Raw genomic sequence first — 19,140 nt, 5'->3', positions numbered from 1 at the left:
CCATCTGAACCGACGAGTGCTGCTCGTAGACAATAACCCCGGAGAAGAGAATGCTGCTGCCTCGCCGACCAGTTCCTGAATTGCGTGTGCCGACCCTTGCTCATGGCGACTTTGATCTCGCGACCGATGCGCCGGAGCTGTTTACTTTGGTATGCTTTTATCGGGGGCTCCATTGCCCGGTCTGCCTCAAGTATCTGCGTGACCTAGACAAGCTGCTCCCTGAATACGAGCGTCGCGGCACAAAGGTCATCGCCATCAGCTCTGACGTTGGCGAGCGCGCTCAGGAAATGGCAAGTAAGGTCGGCAGCAACCTGCGTTTCGGATATTCGCTTCCGCTCACGGTTGCCCGCCAATGGGGACTCTATATTTCGTCGTCGCGCGGAAAGTCATCGATTAACATCGAAGAGCCGCCACTATTTTCGGAGCCAGGTGTATTCCTCGTCCGACCGGACGGCACCTTGTATTACGGCTCGGTTCAAACAATGCCGTACGCACGTCCGCTGTTCTCGGAATTGCTTCAGGCGATCGACTTCACCACCGCCAATAATTATCCGGCACGTGGCGAGTATGACGGCCCTGTCTGAGTGCCCGTCGACTTAGCGCGCTGCAAGTGACGGCGGCCGAGTAAAGCCATTGGGATCGATCGCATGAACATCCTCCATATCGATTGCAGTCCGCGCCTGGAATCGCACAGTCGCCAGCTTTCAGCGGCAATCGTCAAACAGCTCCTTGCGGTTGCGCCCAGCGCGAGCATCAGCCGGCGAGACTTTGCCGCGACCCCACTGCCGCACGCTTCGCCCGAATACGCGACGACCCTGTCGTCGCCGGCCACGTTGGCGGCCCCGCTGAAGGGCGCGCTGGAGCTTTCCGAGACTCTTATTCAGGAAGTCGAGGCGGCCGATGTGATTGTCATCGGCACGCCTATGAACAATCTCACCGTCCCTTCGGTCCTCAAGGCGTGGATCGATCAAATCCTGCGCGCGGGTCGCACCTTCAAATCGACGCCGGCCGGGAAGGTGGGAATGCTCCGGGATCGTCCGGTGTTTATCGGCATCGCCTCCGGTGGCGTCTTTACCGGCGACCGAGCCAACCAGCCCGATTTTCTCACGCCGTATCTGTCGGTGGTGCTGAGCAGCATCGGGCTGAAAACCCTGCAATTCTTTTCTGTGCAGGCTACGGCGTTTCTCGACGGGGACCAAGCCACATCAGCGAGGGACAAAGCGCTCGCGGCGATCGACCTCACGGTCATGACAGAGATTGCATAACCGGCGCTCGCGATTTGCCGCGCATGTGGCGGCAACGATGGCTCGGATCTTCATCGTCTTCTCCATTTGCCTATCGGTTGATTTCTATTCTTCATAATTCCCGCCGGCCTCGCAGTCCTGCCGGTCGTGGGCGCCGAACGCGTCAGTCTCGCGGGATGAAGTCGACATGGGGCCCCGGTTCGATGATGAACACCGTGAGCGTGGCGAGAACGCATGCGCCCGCGGCGACAGCCATTGCCATATGGAACCCTGAGAACAACTGAGGACCACCCTGCTGCAGGACGCCGCCGAGGAGGGCGATGGCGAAGAGCGACGCGGCGCGCGAGACCGCGCTGTTGACGCCAGACGCAGTGCCGGCGCGATCTGCTTCGACTGAGGTGAGAACGAGGGTCGTCAACGGCGCGATCGCTACGCTCATGCCCAGCGCCAGCAACAGGATGGACGGGAAGATGTCCGCCCAATAGGTCGCGTTCGGACCGATGCGGAGCGCCATCGCGCATCCCAACGAGGCGATGGCGCCGCCGGCGAACAATGGCGTTCGTCGGCCGAACTGGCGGCAGAGTATGCCGGCGAGCGGCGAGACGACCGTAATAAGAACCTGCAAGGGAATGAAGGCCAGCCCCGCGACAAGCGTCGGCAGGTCGGCGCCCCGGATCATCACGAACGGGATCAAGGTCAGCATAACCGTGAACGCCCCGTAGAGGAGTGCGGTGAAGAGGTTCGCGCCGACGACCGATCGTGAGGTGAAGAGGGACGGGGGCAGCATTGCGTTGTCGCCTAATCGCCGTTCGGTCACGATGAGACCGGCTAAGCCGCCCAGACCGGCGATCAGAGTGATGAGAACCCAAAGGTTCAGACCGGATCCGTTGGTCAGGCTGGTGAGCCCTGCGCCGAGCCCGCCGAGGCCGACTGTCGAGAGAACCGCGCCACCGACATCGACCCGGACGTGGCTGGTTGGCGAGTCTTTTGGTATCCACGCGGCGCCGATGGCCAGCGCGCCGGCAACCACGGGCAGCAGCATCAGAAAGGTCATCCGCCAAGACCCGTGATCGAGGATTGCGCCAGCGATAGCAGGCGCGACGCCGCAGGCGACGGCTGCGGCCGCGGACCAGACACCGACCGCATGGGCTTTCTTGTCGGCGGGAAAGGCCCGCCCGAGCACGGAAAGGCCGTTGGGCAGGATCAACGCTTCGCCCAAGCCTTGCTGGAATCGGCCAGCGATGAGCGGCGCGAAACTCGGCGCGAAACCAGTCGCGACCGCGCCCAGGCCATAGAGAGCGATCCCTACGAGGAAAATCCGCTTCTGTCCGAACCGGTCACCCAGAGCGCCGGCGACCAAGGTCAGGGCCGCGAGCGGTAGGAGCTCGGCGTTCATCACCCACTGCAGCTCGAGCGGTGACAGGCGCATGTCTCGGCCAATCGCCGCGAGCGCGACTGTGACGACGGCACTGCTGACGAACACGAGGCAGCTGCCCAGGCTCGACGCGGCGAGCACCTTGGTGCTGCCCCGCGCGCCGATGGCCCTAGGCTCGGAGAGCGCCAGGCCGCTGTCGGTCAGGATCAAGGACGCACTGCCCACGATCTAATCCCTCAGGTTAAGTCGAGCGATTCCTGGCGTACGCGCTCATTTGCCAGTCGTTTGAAGCTGAGCGGGCGTATGGCCTGCATCGATCTTACTGACGATGAAGTGTTCATTTATCTGAACCGACGAGCGCTGCTCGTAGCGGCCCCCATCAGAGCAAAGGCCATTCCGGCAACCAAACAAAACACCGCGCCACGATCTCTGCCCAAACCGAAGATCAGTGAGACCAAGGTGGAACCCAGTGACCATCCGACGTAGCGAGCCGCGGCATTCATCCCGCTTGCGGCGCCGCTACGACCAATAGGTCCAGCCGTCATCATCGTCGTGTTGTTCGGCGTCTGGAAAAGGCCAAAGCCCATACCACAAAGGGCAAGCCGCCATACGACATCCCACTTCGTCGGAGTCATCGGCAAGAAGACCATCAGAAGCAGGCCGGATGCTAACAACGCCAGACCGATGCTGCAAATCACTGAACCAGGGTAGCGGCTTGTCAAGCGACCGGCGATTGGAGCCGTGACGGCGGTCATTAACGGCCAGGGCGTCACAAGAAAGCCCGTTTCCACGGCCGAGAGATGCAGCGCCGTCTCAAATAAAAACGGCAAGGAGACATAAGCCAGAATTTGTGCTGCGTAGGCGCAGACAGATGTCCACATCGATAAGGTAAACACTGGGATACAGAAAAGATCGAACGGCAACATTGGCATAGGGTGCCGCCGTTGCTGTCGAACGAAGAGACCAAAGCATAGGAGACCCGCTACGATCTCTGCTGTCGCAATGCGCCCATCGCCGGTACCCAGCGTGCCCACCCCAACGACGAAAAGTCCGAACGCGAACGCATTGAGAGCGGTCCCCGTCAGATCGAGCGGGCGAGCAACCCGAACGTCTGATGGTGCGGCGGCAATAAATAGCGGTACTGCGATGGCGAATGGCACGTTCACCAAAAACAACCAGGGCCATTTTGCCACGACAAGTATTGTCGCCGCGATGGTGGGGCCCAATGCTCCAGGTATCGCCACCGCTAATGCGACCAACGCGAGTCCCTTACTGACCATGCGGTGCGGATAGATCACGCGCACAAATGCAACGCCGGCCACAGCAACCCCGGCCGCGCCAGCCCCCTGAATCAAGCGCGCGCTCACCAGCATCGGCAATGTTGGAGCGAACGCGCAAGCCAACGACGCGAGAACAAAAATGGCCAGGCCGGTGGCATAAACGCGCTTCAGACCGAGTGACTCGGCCAGACTAGCAACGGGCAACAAGCAGACCGTTGCCGAAAGCTGATAGGCATTCACGACCCAAACAGTTGCGGCATCACTACTTGCGAATGAGCGCGAGATATTCGGCAAGGCGATATTCGTGATCGCGCTTCCAAGGGAACTTAGACCAAGCCCTAGCAAGATGCAGAACATCGCCCAGCGGCGCTTCGACGCCGTTAAACATCCGACGCCGTTCATAAAGATGCAATTTCTGGCGCGAGCTTTGAGCGGTCGACTTTGCGCATACTCTCAGGAGTGGATTCTGTGGGTCGATACTTGATGTCGGGAAAACAGGTGAACTCTGTTTGCCATAGCGTCACGTGTTGGGAGTCCAAATTCTGTGTCCGAGAATCTGCGACCTGGTTTTCCGCTTTGACGGGCAGTGTGCCTAAGCCTCAATACCGAGCTGAGGACCGAAGAAATATCGGGTGCAACACCGATTCGAAGCAAAGGAAAGCGGCATGGAACAATCCCCCCAGATCGGCGACAGGATCACCGACAAATCGGCGCCACCCAATGACAACACCGTCCGCCACTGGATCGGGACGGCGGCATTCAAGCATTGGTCGGAGCTACAGAACTGGATCGAGGAATACTACCCCAGTGTTTTCGCTCCGGAATGGCTCTATCGCGGCAAGACGCGCGGTTGGTCCCTGCGTTACAAGAAGACGAAGGCATTTTGCACCTTCTTGCCGGGATACAAGCGATTTTCGGTCGAGGTAGTCCTGGGGACAGCAGAGCGGGAGAAGTTTGAGGCGCGGCGTTATGGCTGGCGTTCGCAGCTGGTCAACCTCTACGACGAAGCCCGTACATACCCTGACGGGAAATGGCTGAACGTTGGGATCTCATCCGTAGGTGATCGGCATGATGTGACGGAGCTTTTGATGATGAAGCGCCCACCACAGTCACGCGGTTGAAGGCGCAGATCGAGCGCCGTTATCTGGATACTATCACCGAGGACCGCAGGTGGTTCTCCATCACGCCGAAGCCATGCAGTATCACTGGTACGGCGATATCGTAGATGGAAAACGACATGCCTTACCTGCCACGCCTCGAACAGCGAAAGACAAAGGAACGGCTTTTGTCGTTCCTGCCATCAATGTGCTCGACACACATACAAAATTTAGTGTCGTAGGACTGGATATCCGTTGACGTAAATCCAATCTGTCGACTTTGCCGGTTCGTGGCAGCCCTGGCAGTCGACCTTGTAGTCCGTTGAAGTTGTTTTCAATGGCTTGTCGGCGTCGAACCATGACCAACCCCATCCATCACCCCAAAGTGGGTTTCCGGGATGACTATTCTTGCTGTCCTTCACCATCACAAACCAGCCCTTGAGTTTGTCAGCATGACTGACGGTGCCGGTTGTCATGTCACCCGTCGCCGTCTCGAAGACTTCCTTCACGAGCACTGTGTTGTCCGGAAAATGCCCGGACTTTCGATAGGCATCGATCGCTCCTGGCGAAGCATAGACGGAATGCATCTCTTTCGAACCTTGTCCATTGTCTGCCGCGATGGCCCAAGCTCCGAGCGCCTGATACGCAGTTTGGTAGTCAGTCGGCACACGCAGGTGACCCTGGGCGTCAACCACTTCAGCCGCGCTATTTTTCACGGCTCCATTCCTTTGCGCCAGAGCTGCGACCGAGCCAGCCGCCAGCGACACAGCAGCGGCGAGAATAACTGCCCTTGAGGTTTTCATTGTCAGAGTCCTTTCGCATCGCTTTTGGGGGCGGGCGGTACTGGATGTCTTGACATCAACAGCCGACGTAACCGCGCTTCGCAGAAACCTACTGCCTGACAGGGCGGATTTGGAATTCCCGTTGGGCATGTTTTCTATAGATAACAGGTATGGCGCAATGTGCTAAGCGTCGCGAACGGTTGCAGGCTGCCTAAGTCGCACTCTCAGGTGCAAGCGTTCGTACTGCCTCAATATTTGCGTCCAGTTCCTGGCGGATGGTACCGGCTCGACGAACGCATTTCTTGTGAGACCTTCTGAGTCAATCATGCACGTAAGAATTAGGGGACGCATTTAGTAAGGGACGTTGCATGTCGCTGCCGCTGAAACGGCCGGTGTCGCTCAGTCAATCGATCCGCACGGTGCATGACTGCAGAAGTGCCGGCATTGCGGTTGGTGCGATGTGATGTCGTCTTCTACGAAACCCCAAATGGTGGGACCGTATTCTCTACCGGATCCATCGCTTAGGCCGGCTCCTTTGCACACAATAGCTGTCGTAACGATATATCCTATTCATCAGATCCTCCTTAGGCGGAGTACTCGGACTGATGTCTTCACCGAAGAATTTGAGTCCCGACGCGCACCGACGTTTGGGCCGTCCGCTTTTTCCAACATGTAGAGCGTTGTGAAACGATCCGGCCCTGACGGGAATAGCCGTCAGGGCCGGATTTGTATCAGCATGGTCTACCCGTTAGCGCGGTGCGATCAGCTCGGCTTCACTTCCGTCGCGGTGAGGGCGTATTTGAAGTTATCCGGGTCGTGACAGTCGAGGAGAAGCGACGCGCGCTCCGCCTGCGGGTACATCAGGAAGCCGAGCTTCGGGTGCGTGCTGCCCGGCAGCGCGATGTCGTGCGCGGTGTTGTAGGCGATCCAGTTGCCCTCCCACGCGCCGAACAGCGTCTTGTGCGCGGCGACGACTTTCGGGTCACTGATGGCGAGGTTTGTCGGAGGCTCCTCCAGCATCACCTTGCGCACGTCGGCGGGGTCGGTCGGCACCCAGCCAAAGCCCTCGAGGAAAACCTCGGCGCGGCAATGCTGCGCCTTGGTGACGTTGGCCGATCCGGCGCCGAGGCTCTTGTAGCCGAACTGCGAGGGGATGACGCGAATGCCATAGACGTCACGCGCGGGCACACCAGCAGCGCGGGTGAGGCCAACATAGAGTGCGTTGAGATCGGCGCATTTGCCGCCGAGATTTCCGGTTTTGAGCATGGCCGCGATATCGCCGACGCCGCAGCCACGCGTTGCGGCGACGCGAACCGTGTTCTCGACCACCCAGTCATAGATCGCACGAGCCTTCTCTATATCCGACTTGGCGTTGGCCGCTGCGACGATCTTGTCCGATGTCTGCTTGACGATGCCGTCAACCGGGATGAGGGCAGTCCCCTCGAGATTGAGCTTGCGCTCGGCCGCGCTGAGTGGGGCGACCTTTCCGGGTTTACTAAGGTCGACCGCCCGGTCGCGCATCTCGACCCGACTCGTGACTTCAAGAACCGGTGCCGCCTCGCTCTCTTTCCATGTCACATGCAACATTTCGGCACCGTATTTTTGGTCTCGCACGCGCGTCGCGGAAGCGGTGTTGCCGGTCCATGTCGTTTCGCCGTTTCGGATCCATTCGGATTCAGTGACGGAGGGCAATGGAATCCAGGCCTGCATCTTTCCGTCAGGTTTTTCGACCGTGATTTTTGTGACGAGATCGACTGCTCGCCAGGCGCCTGGCTTGGGTGCAAATACGACTTCCGCCCAGGCGGTGCCGGGCAATGCGGCTGCCAATGAAAGGGCTGCTGTGCCTTTTAGAAATTCTCGCCGTTGCATACTTTCCTCCTTTTGAATCTCTAGATCATTTGCTGCTGATTGTTTTTTCCTGCGGTTGGTCCGCCGCGGGATAGAGCGATTCAATCGCGGCCAAAACATCAGGACGCGACCAGTCGAGATCGCCTTCGATGAAGAATTTCGGTGCGAGATTGGCGTCGAGCACGAACGTGGTCGGCAGCGCCGTGACGTCCCAGGATTTGCTGACAGCGCGATCTCGGTCGAGCAGGATGGTGAAATCGACCGGGTGCTTTGCGAAGAACGCCCGGACGCGAAGATCGACCTCCGCGACGTCGATAGCGAGAATAGCGAGCGGCTTTCCGCGGGTCGTTGTCGCGAGCCGCTGTAGCGACGCCATTTCGCTCACACATGGCTCACACCATGTTGCGAAGAAATGCACCAGCACAACTTTTCCGGCGAATGCCTGGAGATCGCGTCGGTTGCCGTGCAAATCGTCGAGTAAAAACGGGTCTTTCTCTGCCCCGGACCAGGTCTTTAGCGTGGGCGGAATGGGATTTTGCCGCGTCTCGGAAGAGCCGGCGGTTGCAGACAGAGGAGGGCAGGCCAACACCCAGGCGGCACCGAAAAGCGCAACAACGAAACTGGTGGCGGACTGACGCGTGAAAGGCGGCGTGCCTTTATATCTCTCATAGATGAGATTGAAGATATCGCATGTTTGCGGAAAGCAGCGCCATTCCTCGCGGATATATCGCGTTGGCTTTGTCTGTTTTGAAAGCCCCGGCCCGCGGGAGCAGTTTGTGCCGCCACGCTTTTATTCTGTGACTCGTTAGCCCTGTCGTCAACGCGCGGTGCTGCGACGAAATGCCTTAAAGATCCCGTGTCTGGCAAGGCGAGCCTCTACATGATGGATAAATGAGCAAGCGCCATGAGATGCCGATATGCAGCAAGATATGAAAGCCATCGGCTTCTCAGCGTCGAAAAAGATACATCACGAAGTTTAGCTTTGACGTAATTTGAGGTGGACGGAAATATGAACTGAGATGCCAATTGTTTAAATGAAGCTGCCGATATCCTTCGCTATGATTTCTGCATATATTGCCGCTGGCCGCTCCGCCCAGTGCGCGGAATGTTGAGGAGGCTGCCGCTGTCCGGCGCAACCCCAGGAGACCTGACAATGAATGCTCCCATCGTGCGCCTGACGAGCCTTGCCCATGGTGGCGGATGCGGCTGCAAGCTTGCGCCATCCGTCTTGCAGGAATTGCTCGCCAACCAGCCTGCCGCCGCACCTTTCCGTCAACTGCTGGTCGGAATCGAGACTGGCGACGACGCCGCAGTGTGGAAGATCGACGATTCCACCTGCGTCGTGGCCACCACGGACTTCTTCATGCCGGTGGTGGACGACCCGTTCGACTTTGGCCGGATCGCTGCGACCAACGCGATCTCCGACATTTACGCCATGGGTGCAAAGCCGATCATGGCGCTCGCAATCCTGGGGATGCCACTCAACAAGGTCTCGGTCGAGGACGTGCGCAAGATCATCGCGGGCGGTAACGCCGTCTGCAGCGCTGCCGGGATTCCGGTCGCCGGCGGTCACTCGATCGATGCACCCGAGCCGATCTACGGCCTTGTCGTCATCGGCCTCTGCCACCCCGATAAAGTTCGCCGCAACGCCGATGCAAAACCCGGCGATGCGCTGATCCTGACCAAGGCGATCGGCGTCGGCATCTACTCTGCCGCCATCAAGAAGGGAGAGCTTTCAGGCGAGGGCTATGCCGAAATGGTCGCCTCCACCACGCAGCTCAACCGTGTCGGCGCTGAGCTTGCTGACGACAAAGCCGTGCATGCCATCACCGACGTCACCGGCTTCGGCCTGCTGGGTCATGCGCTGGAGATGGCCCGTGGCTCAAAACTCACTGTTACGCTGAAAGCCACTGACGTGCCGTTGTTCACGGAAGCCGCCCGCCTTGCGCAGCAGGGCTACATCACCGGCGCATCTACGCGAAACTGGGCGAGCTACGGCGACGCGATCCGCTTGCCCGATGAACTGCCCGATTGGCAACGCAGCTTACTTGTGGATCCGCAGACGTCGGGCGGGTTGCTGATTTCCTGCGCCGCTGATCACGCAGAGGCCACACTTGAGGCGATCCGGCGTGCGGGCTACGGCGCCGCGCGGATCATCGGCCATACTGAAGCTGGCCCGGCCGAGGTGCGCGTCACGACGTAACATCGCAGATCGTCCGGCTCGGGCTTGGGGTCAATTCGCCGTCGGAGGACCGGCCTTTATGCGGCGGCCTTCGCTTCGTGCGGCTGCCGCAAATCCGCAAGGAATCCGCGCAAGTCGATCAGCGCTGCTCCTCCGGACGGAGAGCCACAAGATTGCGCACAAACGCGGCTTCATCTTCGAGGCAACGGAGATCGAGGATGAGAGTATCATTCTCAACCCGGCCGATGACCGGTTGATCCAAAGCGCGGAGCGCTGCAGCCAATGTCATCAGCGCACGGCCCTTGCCGCGCGTGTTCACCGCGCGCAAGGCGATGCCGGCACTTGGAATCACTTCGGTCGGCAACGCTCCCGAACCGATCTGGCTTGCACAGGCAATCACGTCGGCGGCAAAGTCCGGCCCCGCCGCCGCTGCGACCGCAGGCTTGAGACGGTCTGCTGCGGCCTCGATGTCGGCGAGCGGACGCGCCATCATCCGCAATGTCGGCAATCGCTCCGCCAGCCGGTCCGGGTCGAGATACAGCCGCAGCGTCGCCTCGATTGCCGCGAGGCGGATTTTGTCGATACGCAGCGCGCGCTTCATCGGATTGCGGTTCAGCCGCGCAATCAATTCCCGTGATCCGACGATGAACCCGGCCTGCGGCCCGCCGAGCAGCTTGTCGCCAGAGAAAGTCACGAGGTCCGCACCTTCGGCCAGCGCCTCGGCCACGGTCTGCTCGTGGGTCAAGCCGTAGCGCGCCAGATCGACCAATGTGCCTGAGCCAAGATCATTGAGGAGCGGGACGTGACTCGCGCGCGCCAGCGCAGAAATGGCCTTGCCAGACACCGATTTGGTGAAGCCCTCGATGCGATAGTTCGACGTATGGACCTTGAGGATCAACCCAGTCTTCGGGTTGATCGCCGCCGCATAGTCCTTTTCATGCGTGCGATTGGTGGTGCCCACCTCGACCAGTCTGGTACCGGCGCGCGCCATGATCTCCGGCATGCGGAAGGCGCCGCCGATCTCAATCAATTCGCCGCGCGAAACGATAGCTTCTTTACCCTTGGCCAGTGTATTGAGTGCGAGCAGCACGGCGGCCGCGTTGTTGTTCACGATGGTCGCATCCTCAGCGCCCGTCAGTTCACACAACAGGCCGCGGACCAGAGTGTCGCGCTCGCCGCGCTTGCCCTGCGTGATATCGAATTCCAGCGCGAGCGCTTCACGCATCGCGACTGTCGCCGCATCAATCGCTGCTTCCGCAAGAATGGCACGGCCGAGATTGGTATGCAGGATGGTCCCCGTCAGGTTGAACACCGCCCGCGCATTCGGTCGGGCATCTGTCTCAAGCCACAAAAGAGCATCGACTGCGATGGCTTCGGCATCGGGTACGACCGCCGCGCCGGCGCCGATTTCACGCCGCACGACAGCGGTCGCATGACGGATCGCGTGCACCGCGCGCGTCCGCCCGAACCGTACCGCCGCCTCCTGCGCCTGCGGCGTTTTGAGAATTTCATCGACGGACGGAATTCGGCTGGGGAGGGAAGTCCCTGCATCCATATCGGCCTCCCTAGTCGCAGATCAGAAACGGATTGACGCCGCCGCGGCCAAAACGGTCGTGACATGCCGGTCCTGACGATCGAAGACGAGGCCGCGCTGGCGAAATTACCAGGTGAGCATCGCCTTGATCCAGCGCTGTCGCAAGGCCGCGTCTTGGCAGGCATTGATCCAGTAACTCAGCCGGGATCACCGGCTCCTTGCGTCGAGACATCGTGGGACTCCTTCTACTGATTATGCCCGCTCTCATACGGGCAGTCCTCTCAAATGTTCGGACGCTTGCGATCGGCAGGGCCGCCCCACCGTGCGCACCTGCGGCACTGTCCCCTGCGGAATCAGTGATCGAACAGGAGCCGTGGGCCTGCGACATTCTGCGCGCCGCATAATGGGCAGAAGTCCCAGCATGTGCAGTCGGCTTCATATATGAGGATCCACATTGATCGTGGTATACCAAATACTTCGAGCAGTACGCAGGAGACAGGTTTATGGGCCGGCAAGGGAAGCAGAACTACACGAGACTCACTGAACCGCTCGTCCGCGACAACGGCATCCTGCGGCCTGCGTCCTGGGACGAGGCCCTCGATCGTGCGGCAGAAGGCTTCCTCCGCAACCGCGAGGCTCATGGCCCGGATGCGTTCGGCATGTTCTCGTGCTCTCGCTCGACCAACGAGATGAACTTCATCGCCCAGAAGTTTGCGCGCACGGTGATCGGCACCAACAACATCGACTCCTGTAACAGAACTTGACACGCTCCTAGCGTCGCCGGTCTGGTGACGGTATTCGGAGCTGGCGGTGGTACTTCATCCTATCGGGAAGCCGAGGACGCGGATTTGCTTGTCTTCTGGGGCTCGAACGCCCGCGAAGCGCATCCGATTTTCTTCCATCACGCGCTGAAGGCGATCCACAAGGGCGCCAAGGTCTATTCGGTCGATCCGCGTCGATCGAAGACGGCGGAGTGGGCTGACAGCTGGCTCGGGCTGGACGTCGGCACCGACGTGGCGCTGGCCTACGGCATTGGTCGCGAGATCATTCACGCCGGCTTGACCAACAAGGAGTTCATCGCGAACGCGACCACCGGCTTCGATGACTACATCAAAAAGTGCGAACCGTGGACTCTGGAAGTCACTTCGCGTGAAACCGGTGTGCCTGCGGAGCTGATCCGTGCGCTCGCGCACGACTACGCGAAGGCGGAGCGTGCACAGATCTGCTGGACGCTCGGCATCACCGAGCATCACAACGGCACCGATAACGTGCGTTCGTTGTGCAACCTCGCGCTGCTCACCGGCCATGTCGGCCGTTGGGGCTCAGGCCTCGTTCCGTTGCGCGGTCAGAACAACGTTCAGGGCGGCGGCGACATGGGGGCGATCCCCAAGAATCTTCCGGGCTTCCAGGACGTCGGGAATCCCGAGCATCGCGCGAAGTTCGAGCGTCTGTGGAACGTCACGATGCCGCCGAAGTACGGTATGACGCTTTCGGAGATGATGCACGCGATGGATGAAGGGCATCTCACCAACCTCTACATCATTGGTGAAAACCCGGTGCAGTCCGACGCCGATTCTTCTGCGGTTGGCAAACGGCTGGAAAACCTCGACCATATCGTCGTGCAGGACATCTTCCTCACAAGAACGGCCTCTTATGCTGATGTCGTGCTCCCGTCCGCCGCGGCGTGGTGCGAGAGCGAGGGTACCTTCACCAACAGTGAACGGCGGGTCCAGCGCGTGCGAAAAGCGCTCGAGCCACCTGGTAACGCGAAGGACGACATCGAGATCATGCGCCTGGTCGCGCAGCGCATGGGGTACCACTGGCCGATACAGACCGCGGAGCAGGTGTGGGATGATCTGCGCGCGGTGTCTCCCAGACATTTTGGAATGACCTACCGGCAGCTCGATGAACGAGGTGGGTTGCAGTGGCCCTTCCCCGATGAGAACGGGCCTGAGTCACCGTTCCTGCACGCCCGGCTTTGGGACAAGGATCCCGAGAGGCGCGGGCTGTTGGCGGCGTTCGGCACCCCCGAACACAGCCTGCCGGTGGACAAGCTCGACGACGAATTCCCGCTGCGCCTGACAACTGGCCGGCGGCTGACGGACTACAACACCGGTGTGCAGTCCGGCGGCTTCAACTCGCCGATCCGCTTTGGTGCCTGCATCGATCTCTCTCCGGAGGATATGGTTCGACTTGATGTGAATGAAGGCGAATGGGTGCGGGTGACTTCGCGCCGTGGCTCAGTGCTGGCGCCAGTGCGTAGGGAGCCGGGACTGCGTCCCGGATTGCTCTTCATGGCTTGCAACTTCCCCGACGAAGTGGACGTCAACGCGCTGACCATCGAGGCGAACGACCCGATTGCTGGCACGGCCGAGTTCAAGGCGACAGCGGTCAAGGTGGAGAAGACCAACGAAGTTCCGACCTGGGAGAGAAACGTTTTCTCCAAGCCCGATCGCAAGAAAAAAGATATCGCAGCCGTGAGTTAGGAAGGAATATCTGTGGACCTGAAATTCTCCAATGCCGAGCCGTTCGCAGAAGAACGGGATGCGGTCGATCGGTTCCTTGGGGCAGGCGCAGGCGGCTGGCATGGAGGCGAACGCGACGAGGAGGACCACCGGCGTGCGCACACCGGGCACGCCGCGCGGTCACAACGGCATCTCGTCCTGGAGGCGCTGCATGCAGTGAACGACCGCGTCGGTTGGATCACTCCCGGCGCGCTGAACTATATCGGAAGACGGCTCAATATGGCGGCAGCTGACGTCTACAGCGTCGCGACGTTTTATGCGCTGTTCTCTACTAACGCGCGGCCGAAGCGCATCGTGCATGTCTGCACCGACATTGCCTGCATGGCGCGCGGATCGAAAGAAGTCTGTGCCGACCTCGAGAAGCAGCTGGGTCCAGCCGGTGCCATGAACGGCTGGAAGCATAGCCCCTGCCTCGGGGTGTGCGAGCGCGCACCTGCTGCAATGGCGGTGGAGGCTGGCGATCCGCCTCATGAGCACCTGATCGGACCCGCGACCGTCGATGAAGTCTTGCTTGCGCTGAATGACGGTCCTGCGGCACTCGCAGCCGAGGCGCCCCCGGTCATGGCGGTGCCACAGGCCGGCCAAGAGGGGCTGATGCTGCTTAAGCGCGTCGGCCAAGTCGATCCGGAAAGCATCGACGACTACCTTGCGAAGGATGGTTACGCTGGGTTGAAGCGGGCGTTCGAGATGGGACCCGGGCAGGTCATCAGCGAGGTCAAGGAGTCTCGGTTGATGGGTCGCGGCGGCGCGGCTTTTCCGGCCGGCGTCAAATGGGAGAGCACCGCCAAGCAGCCCGCGACACCTCGTTATCTCGTCTGCAACGCCGACGAGTCTGAGCCCGGCACGTTCAAGGATCGCGCTATCCTCGAGGGCGACCCGTTCGCGTTGATCGAGTCGATGACCATCGCTGGTTATGCCTTCGGCGCTGAGCGTGGCTACATCTACCTGCGCGGCGAATATCCACGCGCTCACCGGCTACTGCACAACGCCATCGAAAAGGCCCGCGAACGCGGATTCCTGGGTGCAGACATTCAAGGCAAGGGTTGGAGCTTCGATCTGGAGATTCGCCGCGGTGCCGGCGCCTACATCTGCGGCGAGGAGACCGCGATCTTCAACTCGATCGAAGGTTATCGCGGCGAACCGCGGTCCAAGCCGCCGTTCCCGTTCGAGGCCGGACTCTTCGGCAAGCCGACGGTGGTCAACAACGTCGAGACCCTGTGCAACGTGCCGCTGATCATGCGGATGGGCGGCGCGGAGTACGCCAAGATCGGAACCGAGGGCTCCACTGGACCCAAACTGTTCTGTGTTTCGGGCAATCTCGTGCGGCCCGGCGTCTACGAAGTGCCGTTCGGCGCGACCTTGGGCGATGTTCTCAAGCTGGCCGGCGGCGTTCCGCAAGGCCGAAAACTGCAGGCAGTGCTGCTGGGTGGCGCGGCTGGCGGGTTTGTGCGCCCTGACGAACTCGACATCCCGCTCACCCTTGAAGGCGCTCGCGCCAACAATACCACTCTAGGATCGGGCGTGGTGTTGGCCTTCGACGACACCGTCGAACTTCCTGCCATTCTGCTCCGCATCGCGCGCTTCTTCCGCGATGAGTCTTGCGGCCAGTGCGTACCATGTCGCGTGGGCACGGTGCGTCAGGAGGAGGCGCTCCTGCGCATTGCGAACAACCGCCGCGATGCTGCGGCCAAGGGACGCGACATTGACCTGCTGCGCGATGTCGGTTTGGTGATGAAGGATTCCTCGATCTGCGGCCTGGGCCAGGCTGCTTGGAATGCCATCGAGTCGGCGATCGACCGGCTCAAGGTCTTGGAGGCAAGTAAATGAACGCGCACGATCCGGGTGCTGCCGGGAGGATGTCCGTCCCGCTGGTCACGATCACCATCGACGGTGAGCAGGTGAGCGTTCCGGAGGGAAGCACCATCCTGACTGCCTGTAACGCGGCGGGGAAGGACACGCCTACACTTTGCTACGGCGATACTCTCACGCCGAAGAATGCTTGCCGCATCTGCATGGTCGAGCTCAAAGGTTCGCGCGTTCTCGTTCCTTCATGCTCCCGTAAGGTCCAGGCCGGCATGGAGGTCATGACCGACACCGACCGGGTGCGGCACAGCCGTCGCCTCGTGCTGGAGCTGCTCGATTCCTCGGTGGATCTGTCCACCACGCCACGGATCACCGAGTGGAAAGAGCGCTACAACGCCGACTCGGATCGTTACGGCGAACGAGCGGGCGAGAGCCTCACGCGCGATGTTCACGACCCGGGCGAGCATCACGCCGGGAACGGCAGTATCGCGGCCACGATGAGCCAACCGGACAAGATCGACAACGATCTTTATGTGCGCGAATACAGCAAGTGCATCCTCTGCTACAAATGCGTGGATGCCTGCGGGTCCCAATGGCAGAACAGCTTTGCGATCCAGATCGCGGGGCGCGGGTTCGACTCCCAGATCTCCACCGAGTTCGCTGCGGAGTTGCCGGATTCCGCATGCGTCTTCTGCGGCAACTGCGTAGAGGTGTGTCCAACGGGGGCGCTGTCGTTCAAGTCCGAGTACGACATGCGCGCCGCATGCACTTGGGACGAGTCGCAGCAGACCCAGACCACCACGGTCTGCACTTACTGCGGTGTCGGTTGCAACGTGAACCTGCACGTCCAGGACAACAAGATCGTTAAGGTGACTTCGCCCCACGATCACTCGGTCAGTCACGGTAACCTGTGCATCAAGGGCAGGTTTGGTTTCGTGCACGTCCAGAGCCGCGAAAACGACGGAGCCGACTAGAGGCTCACCATTCGGTGTTCTGTCTCGACACCTGTGGCCTCGACCCGACTCACCGCACCACTTCGCGGTGCTCGTCGTCGATCCGGCGCGTCCAGCCGCGTCCGTCGAGGTGCTCCAGCAGCGGGATCGCCACCCGACGGCTGGTCCCCAAGGCCTGTCGTGCCTGGCTGGTGGTGAACGGTTGCGGCAGTTGCGCGAGAGCCTGTATCGCAAGCTCCGGCGCCGACGGCAGCAGCACGACACCTCCTTGAAGACGTAACACCCGTTGGGCGCGCTCGGCTGCGGCCAACTCGCGAGCCCCCAAGCCGAGGGCGGCCAGATCGCCGACCAGCGGTGCGAGGAAGGGATTTGCGAGAAGCCGCGCCTCCAGCTTGGCCACCCCGACCTCGGCGCGGCCAAGATCGACACGGACCCGTGGCAGCCGGACGTAACCATTGTGCAACTCGAGGCCGGCATCCGCGACGAGTTGATCGATGAAATGCGCTGCGGACGGACCAAGCGGGTCGCGCGCGGCTCCTTGCGAGATGCCCAGCGTCAGCTGATCTTGCTGGGCGTCGTTCTCCACCATAACCCGCAGCTTCAGCCGCCAGTCATCATATGTTGGAAGGTGGACCCACCAATTGCTGACTTCACGGACTTCGGGTGGCGGTGCAGTGTCGGCATCTAAGAGGCCGATCCGGCGCAGATAGTCCGCCTCCACAGCGCCACGGCTCGCGACCTTGGCCAGCACGTCGCCCTCGGGTGGCATGGCGGCCAATGCTACTCCGCGCCGGGCACCATCTCCACGGCGCGGTAGCGGCGGCGGATCCGGATCCAGCACACCGACGCCGCCGAGCACGAGATGGCGTCCCGGATCGCGGAGCAGCAGCCGGTCGCCCACGATCAGCGGCAGCGGCCAGTCGAGAGTGATCCGGGCGTGCTCGGCATCGAAGCGGCGCAGCCGGGCCGGCACGGTCGCAGTCCCGATATGCACGGTGAGTTGTTCAGGCACTTCGTCGAGCGCGGCCCCCCCGATACGGCGCGCATCGACGACTGTGGCGAAGAACCAGGCGCCCGGTGCGATCAGTGCTTGGCCGCGACGGATCTCCCCCGCAGCCACACCGCGCAGATTGACCGCGGCCCGGTTCATGGGGCGGAGGACATCGGCAGCCGAGTCCCGCGATTCCAGGCCACGAACGACGACCTCGCGCGGCTCCCGCCCATCGCCGACCACCACGAGCCGAGCATCCTTGGTCAGCGTACCCGCAACCAGGGTGCCCGTTACCACCGTGCCTGCCCCCGAGACGCTGAACGAGCGGTCGATCCATAGCCGGAGCCGACCGTCGGCGTCGGGCGCGGGCGTTTCGGCCAGAACGTCGTCGAGGACCTGCTTGAGTGTGTCCAAGCCGATGCTCTGCACGGCCGACACGGCGACCGCAGGTGCGTCACGCAGACCGGTGTGCGCGAGCTCGCTGCGGGCACGCTCGATGGTCGCCGCCACGAGGTCGGGCGCGCGGTCGGCCTTCGTCACCACGATCAACCCGTGGCGGATGCCGAGCGCTGCGATGGCATCGCGGTGGTCGCTGGATTGCGCCGACCAGCCCTCGTCGGCGGCCACCACGAAACACACCACCGGCGCTGTCGCCAAGCCGGCCAATGCGTTGCGGATGAATCGCTCGTGGCCGGGGACGTCCACGAAGGCGACCTCTCGGCCCGAGGGCAGAGTCGTCCAGGCGAATCCGAGGTCGATGGTGAGTCCGCGTCGGCGCTCTTCCTCCCAGCGGTCCGGCTCCATCCCGGTCAGCGCGCGGATGAGGGTGCTCTTGCCGTGATCGACGTGACCAGCCGTCGCGACGACGTGCGTCGTCATCGCACGTCCTGCTTGCCGTCGACCATCGCGGTGGCGTCGGGGTTGCGGCGATTGGCGGAGGCGGACAGGAATCGAACCTGCCAGACCGAGTTACTCGGTCTCACCGGTTTTGAAGACCGGGAGGACCACCAGGAACCTAAACGCCTCCGAACGCGCTCACATCGAACACTCATCTCGCCGAGCGCTCTCCTCTGAGGCATATGGCTGACCGATGTATCATCCTTATACTGCCAAAATCACTCTTCAACCATGAATTGCTTTACGAGGTCCGTTTTTTCAACTGGATAGCGCGTAGCTTCGTACGGGGCTGCTCGCTCTTTTCCTCTCAAGCCAGGCGATCCGCGTACTCTTTAGCTTTCGCTTTTTCCCGGTACCAGCTTTTCATGCCGAGCGGCGCCGCTGTTTCACCGACTCCTTCAGTGGCTATACACCCGTCGCCCATTCACCCTTGCGGAACACGGGCACCCGACGCCCATCCGCATAAATGCCGTCGATATCGGTCTGGTTCGTGCCGATCATCCAGTCGATGTGGATCAAGCTCTTGTTGTCGCCTTGGGCTGCGATCTGCTCTGGGGACAGTTTGTCGCCATCGATGAAGCACTTCGAATAGCACTGACCAAGCGCGATGTGAGAGGCGGCATTTTCGT

Annotated in this window: 16 protein-coding genes and 1 tRNA gene; 8 read left to right on the top strand and 9 right to left on the bottom strand. The window is 61.2% G+C overall.

The annotated features are described in order from the left end of the window. Positions 1–50: 50 nt before the first annotated feature. Together ACP0KA_RS00085 and ACP0KA_RS00080 are read left to right on the top strand one after the other, a co-directional pair. Entirely contained in the window at positions 51–584 is a 534-nt protein-coding gene (locus ACP0KA_RS00085) for a peroxiredoxin-like family protein (RefSeq protein ID WP_424626802.1), read from the top strand. Positions 585–647: 63 nt separating this feature from the next. After that, complete coding sequence (locus ACP0KA_RS00080) at positions 648–1,265, top strand: FMN-dependent NADH-azoreductase (RefSeq protein WP_424626801.1); 618 nt, start codon at positions 648–650, stop codon at positions 1,263–1,265. Positions 1,266–1,407: 142 nt separating this feature from the next. On the opposite strand, the gene ACP0KA_RS00075 is transcribed toward ACP0KA_RS00080, so the two are convergent. Further along, positions 1,408–2,844: an MFS transporter gene (locus ACP0KA_RS00075; RefSeq protein WP_424626800.1), complete on the bottom strand. Its 1,437-nt coding sequence runs from the start codon at positions 2,842–2,844 to the stop codon at positions 1,408–1,410. Positions 2,845–2,960: 116 nt separating this feature from the next. After that, entirely contained in the window at positions 2,961–4,301 is a 1,341-nt protein-coding gene (locus ACP0KA_RS00070) for an MFS transporter (protein ID WP_424626799.1), read from the bottom strand. Positions 4,302–4,564: 263 nt separating this feature from the next. Here ACP0KA_RS00070 and ACP0KA_RS00065 point away from each other — a divergent pair, with 263 nt between their 5' ends. Further along, entirely contained in the window at positions 4,565–5,020 is a 456-nt protein-coding gene (locus tag ACP0KA_RS00065) for a DUF3788 domain-containing protein (RefSeq protein WP_424626798.1), read from the top strand. 206 nt (positions 5,021–5,226) lie between these two features. Here the strand turns inward: ACP0KA_RS00065 and ACP0KA_RS00060 are convergent, their stop codons facing one another. From ACP0KA_RS00060 to ACP0KA_RS00050, 3 genes are all read right to left on the bottom strand, one after another. Beyond that, positions 5,227–5,799, bottom strand: coding sequence for a cytochrome P460 family protein (locus ACP0KA_RS00060; protein WP_424626797.1), 573 nt, complete (start codon positions 5,797–5,799; stop codon positions 5,227–5,229). A 741-nt stretch (positions 5,800–6,540) separates the two neighbouring features. Beyond that, a complete protein-coding gene (locus ACP0KA_RS00055) occupies positions 6,541–7,647 on the bottom strand; it encodes a transglutaminase-like domain-containing protein (RefSeq protein WP_424626796.1) in 1,107 nt (368 codons plus the stop codon). A 25-nt stretch (positions 7,648–7,672) separates the two neighbouring features. Beyond that, complete coding sequence (locus ACP0KA_RS00050; RefSeq protein ID WP_424626795.1) at positions 7,673–8,050, bottom strand: TlpA disulfide reductase family protein; 378 nt, start codon at positions 8,048–8,050, stop codon at positions 7,673–7,675. A 729-nt stretch (positions 8,051–8,779) separates the two neighbouring features. Between ACP0KA_RS00050 and selD the strand changes: the two genes are divergently transcribed. After that, positions 8,780–9,829: a selenide, water dikinase SelD gene (gene selD / locus ACP0KA_RS00045; RefSeq protein WP_424626794.1), complete on the top strand. Its 1,050-nt coding sequence runs from the start codon at positions 8,780–8,782 to the stop codon at positions 9,827–9,829. Between the two features lie 118 nt (positions 9,830–9,947). On the opposite strand, the gene selA is transcribed toward selD, so the two are convergent. Then, entirely contained in the window at positions 9,948–11,363 is a 1,416-nt protein-coding gene (gene selA / locus ACP0KA_RS00040) for an L-seryl-tRNA(Sec) selenium transferase (protein ID WP_424626793.1), read from the bottom strand. 63 nt (positions 11,364–11,426) lie between these two features. Here selA and ACP0KA_RS00035 point away from each other — a divergent pair, with 63 nt between their 5' ends. The 4 genes from ACP0KA_RS00035 (at position 11,427) to ACP0KA_RS00020 (ending at position 16,644) form a co-directional block, all read left to right on the top strand. Next, the gene (locus ACP0KA_RS00035; protein WP_424626792.1) at positions 11,427–11,594 is read left to right on the top strand and encodes a hypothetical protein; all 168 of its coding nucleotides are present in this window, start codon (positions 11,427–11,429) and stop codon (positions 11,592–11,594) included. Between the two features lie 251 nt (positions 11,595–11,845). Beyond that, positions 11,846–13,828: a molybdopterin oxidoreductase family protein gene (locus ACP0KA_RS00030; RefSeq protein ID WP_424626791.1), complete on the top strand. Its 1,983-nt coding sequence runs from the start codon at positions 11,846–11,848 to the stop codon at positions 13,826–13,828. A gap of 12 nt (positions 13,829–13,840) precedes the next feature. Next, the gene (locus ACP0KA_RS00025; protein ID WP_424626790.1) at positions 13,841–15,694 is read left to right on the top strand and encodes an NAD(P)H-dependent oxidoreductase subunit E; all 1,854 of its coding nucleotides are present in this window, start codon (positions 13,841–13,843) and stop codon (positions 15,692–15,694) included. Then, the gene (locus tag ACP0KA_RS00020) at positions 15,691–16,644 is read left to right on the top strand and encodes a 2Fe-2S iron-sulfur cluster-binding protein (RefSeq protein ID WP_424626789.1); all 954 of its coding nucleotides are present in this window, start codon (positions 15,691–15,693) and stop codon (positions 16,642–16,644) included. The genes ACP0KA_RS00025 and ACP0KA_RS00020 overlap by 4 nt, the downstream gene beginning before the upstream one ends. Before the next feature lie 49 nt (positions 16,645–16,693). On the opposite strand, the gene selB is transcribed toward ACP0KA_RS00020, so the two are convergent. The 3 genes from selB to ACP0KA_RS00005 form a co-directional block, all read right to left on the bottom strand. After that, entirely contained in the window at positions 16,694–18,493 is a 1,800-nt protein-coding gene (gene selB / locus ACP0KA_RS00015) for a selenocysteine-specific translation elongation factor (RefSeq protein WP_424626788.1), read from the bottom strand. A gap of 52 nt (positions 18,494–18,545) precedes the next feature. Beyond that, positions 18,546–18,641, bottom strand: a tRNA-Sec gene (locus ACP0KA_RS00010). A 275-nt stretch (positions 18,642–18,916) separates the two neighbouring features. After that, on the bottom strand, positions 18,917–19,140 hold a 224-nt coding region (locus tag ACP0KA_RS00005; RefSeq protein WP_424626787.1), incomplete at its 5' end, for an aminopeptidase.

This window comes from Bradyrhizobium sp. SYSU BS000235 (assembly GCF_049747295.1).
Taxonomy (GTDB): Bacteria; Pseudomonadota; Alphaproteobacteria; order Rhizobiales; family Xanthobacteraceae; genus Afipia.
The sequence above is the reverse complement of the archived record's forward strand: the minus strand, read 5'-3'. Positions and strand labels throughout refer to the sequence as shown.